Raw genomic sequence first — 6626 nt, 5'->3', positions numbered from 1 at the left:
ATGCACGAGGAGCAGAGCACATGACCGTTGCCAACGAATCCGGCGCCGCCACGTCGACCGGCGTCATCCTGACCGAAGCAGCCGCGGGTAAGGCCAAGGCGCTGCTCGATCAGGAGGGCCGCGACGACCTGTCGCTGCGTATCGCCGTACAGCCGGGTGGTTGTGCGGGACTGCGCTACCAGCTGTTTTTCGATGATCGCTCGATGGACGGCGACCTGACCGCCGACTTCGGCGGCGTCACCCTGTCCGTCGACCGGATGAGCGCGCCGTACGTCCAGGGCGCCACCATCGACTTCGTCGACACCATCGAGAAGCAGGGTTTCACCATTGACAACCCCAACGCGACGGGCAGCTGCGCCTGCGGCGACTCGTTCAACTGAAGTTTTGGCCACCGGCCGCACCCCTTCCGAGCAGGGGTGCGGCCGGTTGTGCGTTGCCGACCGGTGGCGTGGGACCTTGTGACGAGAGAACGTAGCGCGCAAGCCCGGTCCTTCAGTGCAGGGTCAGCGCATCAACGCCCTGCATGGTGCCGGGTACGGGCAGCGTGATCGATCGCCGGCCCGGTCAGCGTGACGGGTGTGCGGAATAGTTGTCGGGTCGTTGTCAACCACAGCACGTGAGGTCGATGGTATGTTCGAGTGGTGCAGTTGCGTTACCGGTACCGCATCTATCCGACGCCCGGCCAGCAGAACAGGCTGGCTCAGGCGTTCGGGTGTGCGCGGGTGGTGTTCAACGACTGCCTGCGAGCCCGGCAGGTCGCGCACGAGTCGGGAGTGAAGCTCTCCGACACCGACGTGCAGAAGTTGGTGGTCACCGAAGCGAAGAAAACCCCGCAGCGGGTGTGGTTGGGCGATGTCGCGTCGGTGGTGCTGGTGCAGGTGTGCCAGGACGCGCGCCGGGCATACCGGAACTGGTTCGATTCGATGAGTGGGAAGCGGAAGGGTCGCAAGATCGGTGCGCCCAGGTTTCGGTCCCGCAAGGACACTCGGCAGTCGATTCGGCTCACCCGCAATGGATTCAGTGTTCGGTCCAACCGGAAGCTGTATGTCGCCAAGGTGGGCGAGCTGACAGTGGCGTGGTCACGGGAGCTTCCAGCCGTCCCGTCGTCGGTCACGGTCATCAAGGATTCGGCGGGCCGCTATTTTGCGTCGTTCGTGGTGGAGACGAACGACGAAGCGTTGCCTCCGATAGCCGACGAGGTGGGTATCGACCTGGGGCTGTCGAGTTTTGCTGTCCTCTCGGACGGTCGGGTGATCGGTGCTCCGAAGTTTCTGCGTCGGGCAGAGCGCAAGCTCCGCAAGGCGCAGCAGGACCTGTCGCGCAAGCAGAAGGGCAGCAGCAACCGGGCCAAAGCACGCCTACGGGTAGCCAAGGTTCATGCCAGAGTGGCCGACTCACGACGAGACTGGGCGCACAAGGAGTCGACGACGATTGTCCGCGAGAACCAAGCGGTGTTCGTCGAGGATTTGTGCGTCACAGGCTTGGCGCGGACTCGTCTGGCGCAGTCGGTGCACGATGCGGGCTGGTCGCAGTTCGTGGGGATGCTCGAATACAAGGCCGAACGGTATGGCCGGGTGTTCGGCAAAGTGGACCGCTTCTTTCCGTCGAGCCAACTGTGCTCGGCGTGTAGGGTGCAGGACGGCCCGAAACCGCTCTCGATTCGGGAGTGGACATGCACGGCGTGCGGGGCGGTTCACGACCGCGACCTCAACGCCGCCAAGAACATCCACGCCGCAGGACGTGCGGAGTGGCTAAACGCCTGCGGAGGGGCTGTCAGTCTTTCCGCCTAGCGGAAAGTGAGCCTCAATGAAACAGGAACCCACCGAGACACCGCGTAGCGGTGTGGCAGGAATCCCGGCCGCTAAAGGCTGGGAGGACGTCAATATCGTCGTATGCGGGTCCATCGCGACCGACCACCTGATGACCTTTCCCGGCAAGTTCTCCGAGCAGTTGCTGCGTGATCAGCTCGAACACATCTCGCTGAGCTTCCTCGTTGATGACCTCGTCGTCCGGCGCGGCGGCGTGGGCGGCAACATCGCCTACGCGATGGGGCAGCTCGGCGGTACCCCGACGCTCGTCGGCGCGGTCGGCCCCGACTTCGCCGACTACCGGCGGTGGCTGGAAGGAAGCGGCGTCGACTGCGGTTCGGTGCGCGTCTCCGACACCCGGCACACCGCACGATTCACCTGCACCACCGACCAGGCGATGGCGCAACTGGCTACCTTCTATCCCGGTGCGATGAGCGAGGCACGTGAGATCTCGCTGCGCGAAATCTTCGCCGAGAACGGCACCCCCGAACTGGTGCTGATCGGCGCCGACGACCCCGATGCGATGCTGCGGCACACCCGCGAATGCCGGGAGGCCGGGGTGCCGTTCGCTGCCGACCCGTCGCAGCAGCTCGCCCGGCTCGACGGCGACCAGGCCCGCGAACTCATCGACGGTGCCACCTACCTGTTCACCAATGAATACGAGTGGGGCCTGCTGCGGCAGAAGACCGGCCTGTCCGAGGCCCAGGTCGCGGCGATGGTCGGCACCCGAATCACGACCCTGGGCGGCAAGGGCGTCGACATCGTCGACGGTGAGAGCATCCACGTCGACGTCGTTCCCGAGACCGCGAAGGTCGATCCGACCGGCGTCGGCGACGGCTTCCGTGCCGGATTCCTGCACGGTATCAGCAACGGACTGTCGTTCGAACGGGCCGCGCAGCTCGGTTCTATGGTTGCCGTGCTGGTCCTCGAAGCGGTCTCGACGCAGGACTGGTCGTGGGACCGCGACTCTGCGCTGATCCGCATCAAGGGTGCCTACGGTGAGGATGCGGCCGGCGAGATCGGCGCCGTCCTGTAGTTCTTCCGATCCAGTTCGATCCACGCACAGGGCCGCCCGTCTACGTACGACGGGCGGCCCTGTGCGTGGCCGGGAGGACGGCTACAGGCGAACCGGATAGTCGTGATCGGTGATCGCCGGCACCAGCGTCTTCTCGACGAAGATGGCGTGCCACACCATGAAGATCAGGATCGTCCACAGCCGGCGGCTGTTGTCGACGACCCCGTCGCGGTGCTCATTGAGCATCGCCACGACCACACTCTTGTCGAAGATGTGGTCGGTCTGCGATGCGGCGATCGTCTCGTGGGCCCAGTCATACATCTCGGTTCCGGCCAGCCAGTGCCGGATCGGCACCGGGAATCCGAGCTTGCGCCGGTGCAGCACATGCGGCGGAACAATCTGCTCCAGCGCCTTGCGCAGCGCGTACTTGGTGGTGCCGTGCGCGATCTTCTCGTCGAAGGGGAGGGTTTCGGCGATCTTGTACACCTCGGAGTCGAGGAACGGCACTCGCAGCTCCAGCGAATTGGCCATGGTGATCTTGTCGGCCTTCACCAGGATGTCGCCGCGCAACCAGGTGAACAGGTCGATGTGCTGCATCCGGGCCACCGGATCCCAGCCGCGTGACTGTGCGTAGATCGGCGCGGTCACATCGGTGTGCGTCCACTCGGGCCGGTAGTCGCGCAGGACGGCCCGCAGACGGGCGTCGTCGAAGCTGCGGGCGTTGCCGTAATAGCGTTCTTCCAAGGAGAGCGAACCGCGATGCAGCAGGCTCTTGCCGCGGGTGCCCTCCGGGATACGGTCGGAGGCCTTGCCGGCCAGCCGGCGCAGTGAGGCGGGCAGCTTGTCGAAGGTGCTCAGCGACAGCGGCTCCTTGTAGATGGTGTACCCGCCGAACAACTCGTCGGCGCCCTCACCCGAGAGCACCACCTTGACGTGCTTGCGGGCCTCCTTGGCCACGAAATACAGGGGTACCAGCGCCGGGTCGGCCACCGGATCATCGAGATACCAGACGATCTCCGGGATCGACGCGATGAACTCGTCGGGTCCGACGACCTTGATCACATGCCGGGCGCCGATGGCCTCCGCGGATTCGGCCGCGACGTCGACCTCCGAATAGCCCTCTCGCTGGAAACCGGTGGTGAACGTGATCAGATCCGGATTGTGCTGGATGGCCAGCGCGGCGATTGCCGTTGAGTCGATACCGCCGGACAGGAACGATCCGACGGTCACGTCGGCGCGCATGTGTTTGGCGACCGAGTCGCGCAGCGCCTGCGCGATGTCGTCGTAACGCTGCTGCCGGGTCGCGTCGGTCACCGGACGTACCGCGAACTGCGGCGCGAAGTAGCGTCGCGCCGAAGGCGGAGAACCCGGCTTGAGGGTCGCGTAGGTACCCGATTCCAGCCTGCGGATCGAACGGTGCAGGGACTCGGGCTCGGGAACGTACTGCAGCACCGTGTAGTGCTCGATGGCCCGCGGATCGAGATCGTCGCCGAGTCCGATCCGGCCGATCAGCTCCAGCAGGCTCTTCTTCTCGCTGCCGAACGCGGTGCCCCCGGATCCGGTCGCGATGAACAGCGGCTTGATGCCGAACGGGTCGCGGGCGATGAACAGCGAGTTGTCGGCGGTGTCCCAGATCGCGAACGCGAACATCCCGCGCAGCCGGCGCACCGAATCCGGCCCCCAGTGATGGAACGCCGCGACGATCGCCTCGCCGTCGCCCTCGGTGCGGAATACCGCGCCCTCGTCGCGGGCCAGCTCGGCGCGCAGCTCGAGATAGTTGTAGATCTCGCCGTTGAAGACCATTGCGTAGCGGTCCGGGTTGTCCGCTGGTCCCCAGCGCAGCGGCTGATGCGAAGTCTCGATGTCGATGATCGACAGCCGGTTGAAACCGAGGACGATGTGCTCGTCATGCCAGGTGCCCGGCTCGTCGGGGCCACGGTGACGCATGCAGTGCGTGGCCGATGCCACGAGGTCGACCGCGTCCGCGGCGGTGCCGTCGGAGGTCAGAAGGCCGAGCAGTCCACACATTCAGGCAGTTCCTCACGTCACGTCGAGTATCGGGAGATCGGGGGCGCCCGGTCGTATCCGACCGGAAGTTCCGACGGGTCGAGTATGCCGCAGACGACGCCGAACAGGTGTGTCGGCCACTGGCCCTGGTGTCGCCGGACACCCTCCCGGACCCCTCCCACACCGGGCGAACCAAGCAACCGGGCCCCGGGCCCTCCCCGTCTCACCTGCGCGGATCAACAACTCACGCGCCATACCCGCCCCAATCACGAAAGGTTCGCCGGGTTGGTCTACGCTGCGTAGTACTAGGTGCGAGAATTGTGGTGTGCCGAGAGCCCAAAACTCGGCGCAGCGTGATGTGTACGCACCTCGCGGGTCATGTGGCACGGCGACTCGGACAGCTGGAAAATGCTTCCCGAGCGAGCAGGAAGGCGTGAAATTGGCACACGGTGGACGGCCCCGAGCGAGGCATGTCTCATCTGCAGGTCGAAATGCGAAGCGACTGGGTTCGGCGTTCGCGCTGGGCCTCGGCGCCCTGCTGCTGTCGGGGTGCGATGCCCGCGACGCGATGCGTTTCGGCTGGCCGGAGGGAGTGACTTCCGAGGCAAAAGACATGGAAGCGCTGTGGACCTGGTCGGTGATCGCCGCTCTGGTCGTCGGTCTCCTCGTCTGGATCGCGATCTTCTGGACCATCACTTTCCACCGGCACAAAGACGGTGAGGACGAGTTCCCCAGGCAGTTCGGCTACAACGTGCCGCTGGAACTGGGCCTGACGGCCACCCCGTTCGTGCTCATCGCGATCCTGTTCTACTTCACCGTCGTGGTGCAGAACGACGTGGAGAAGAAGGAAGACAACCCGGCGGTCGTCGTCGATGTCACCGCGTTCCAGTGGAACTGGAAGTTCGGCTACAACCAGGTCACGCTGGCCAACGGTGAGAAGCTCGACCTGCTCGACCGCAAGGGCAACCCCGACGAGATCAAGAAGGGTGCCTCGGGCGGCGTGAACAAGACCCCGTTCGACGTCCAGGTCCCCGAGAAGCTCGAACACGACGGGCACAAGACCGATGAGGACAAGCCCGGTCCCGCCGGCGGACGCGATGACGATATCCGTGACTACCTGAACTTCGACAAGATCGAGACGGTCGGTTCGTCGACGGAGATCCCCATCCTGGTGCTGCCGGTCGGTGAACGCATCGAGTTCGACATCAAGTCCGCCGACGTCGTTCATTCGTTCTGGGTTCCGCAGTTCTTGTTCAAGCGCGACGTGATGCCGTTCCCCAAGCAGAACCATTCCGACAGCCGCTTCCAGGTATCCAAGATCGAGCGTGAAGGCGCGTTCGTCGGCCGTTGCGCGGAAATGTGCGGCACGTTCCACTCGATGATGAACTTCGAAGTGCGTGCGGTGAGCCGGCAGACCTTTGACAGCTATATCCAGGCACGGATCAAGAACCCCGACTGGACCACCGGCCAGGCACTCGAGTCCGTATGCCAGCAGCCCACATCGGTCACGACGGTGCCGTTCGAAACCCGGCGCAAGACCAACGGTGACACTCCCAAGGATCTCGGCGACGCGGACAACACCACGATCGCCAACTGCACGATCGGAGCCAACGGATGAAAATCGAAGCCCGGATCTTTGAGCTCCTGACCGCGTTCTTCTTCATCGGAGGCGTCGTCTACACGATCTGCACCCACTTCTCCAGCAGGGGCGTCGAGTGGGCCGGTGTGACCGCAATGTTCTTCAGTGGTGGCCTGACATTGCTGGCGGGCACCTACTTCCGGTTCGTCGCACGCCG

The 6626-nt window shown here is 64.7% G+C and carries 6 protein-coding genes; 5 read left to right on the top strand and 1 reads right to left on the bottom strand.

Going from position 1 to position 6626, the window contains the following annotated elements; translation table 11 throughout:
- The first annotated feature begins 20 nt into the window (after window positions 1-20).
- The 3 genes from Q0627_RS12380 (at window position 21) to Q0627_RS12370 (ending at window position 2844) form a co-directional block, all read left to right on the top strand.
- Window positions 21-380 (top strand): iron-sulfur cluster assembly accessory protein, encoded by a 360-nt coding sequence (locus tag Q0627_RS12380; protein ID WP_291012909.1) that lies wholly within the window; start codon window positions 21-23, stop codon window positions 378-380.
- A gap of 258 nt (window positions 381-638) precedes the next feature.
- Window positions 639-1790, top strand: a complete 1152-nt coding sequence (locus tag Q0627_RS12375; protein WP_298810217.1) for an RNA-guided endonuclease TnpB family protein — start codon at window positions 639-641, stop codon at window positions 1788-1790.
- Window positions 1791-1920: 130 nt separating this feature from the next.
- Window positions 1921-2844 (top strand): carbohydrate kinase family protein, encoded by a 924-nt coding sequence (locus tag Q0627_RS12370; protein ID WP_291013020.1) that lies wholly within the window; start codon window positions 1921-1923, stop codon window positions 2842-2844.
- 81 nt (window positions 2845-2925) lie between these two features.
- Here Q0627_RS12370 and asnB read toward each other — a convergent pair whose 3' ends face one another.
- On the bottom strand, window positions 2926-4851 hold the full coding sequence (asnB, locus tag Q0627_RS12365; protein WP_298810215.1) for an asparagine synthase (glutamine-hydrolyzing): 1926 nt from the start codon (window positions 4849-4851) through the stop codon (window positions 2926-2928).
- A 418-nt stretch (window positions 4852-5269) separates the two neighbouring features.
- Here asnB and Q0627_RS12360 point away from each other — a divergent pair, with 418 nt between their 5' ends.
- A complete protein-coding gene (locus tag Q0627_RS12360; protein WP_291013022.1) occupies window positions 5270-6448 on the top strand; it encodes a cytochrome c oxidase subunit II in 1179 nt (392 codons plus the stop codon).
- On the top strand, window positions 6445-6626 hold a 182-nt coding region (locus Q0627_RS12355), incomplete at its 3' end, for a cytochrome c oxidase subunit 4 (protein ID WP_298810212.1). The genes Q0627_RS12360 and Q0627_RS12355, both read left to right, overlap by 4 nt.

The sequence above is a fragment of the uncultured Gordonia sp. genome (genome assembly GCF_937858515.1).
GTDB lineage: Bacteria > Actinomycetota > Actinomycetes > Mycobacteriales > Mycobacteriaceae > Gordonia.
This window is presented reverse-complemented; position numbering and strand designations above follow the sequence as displayed.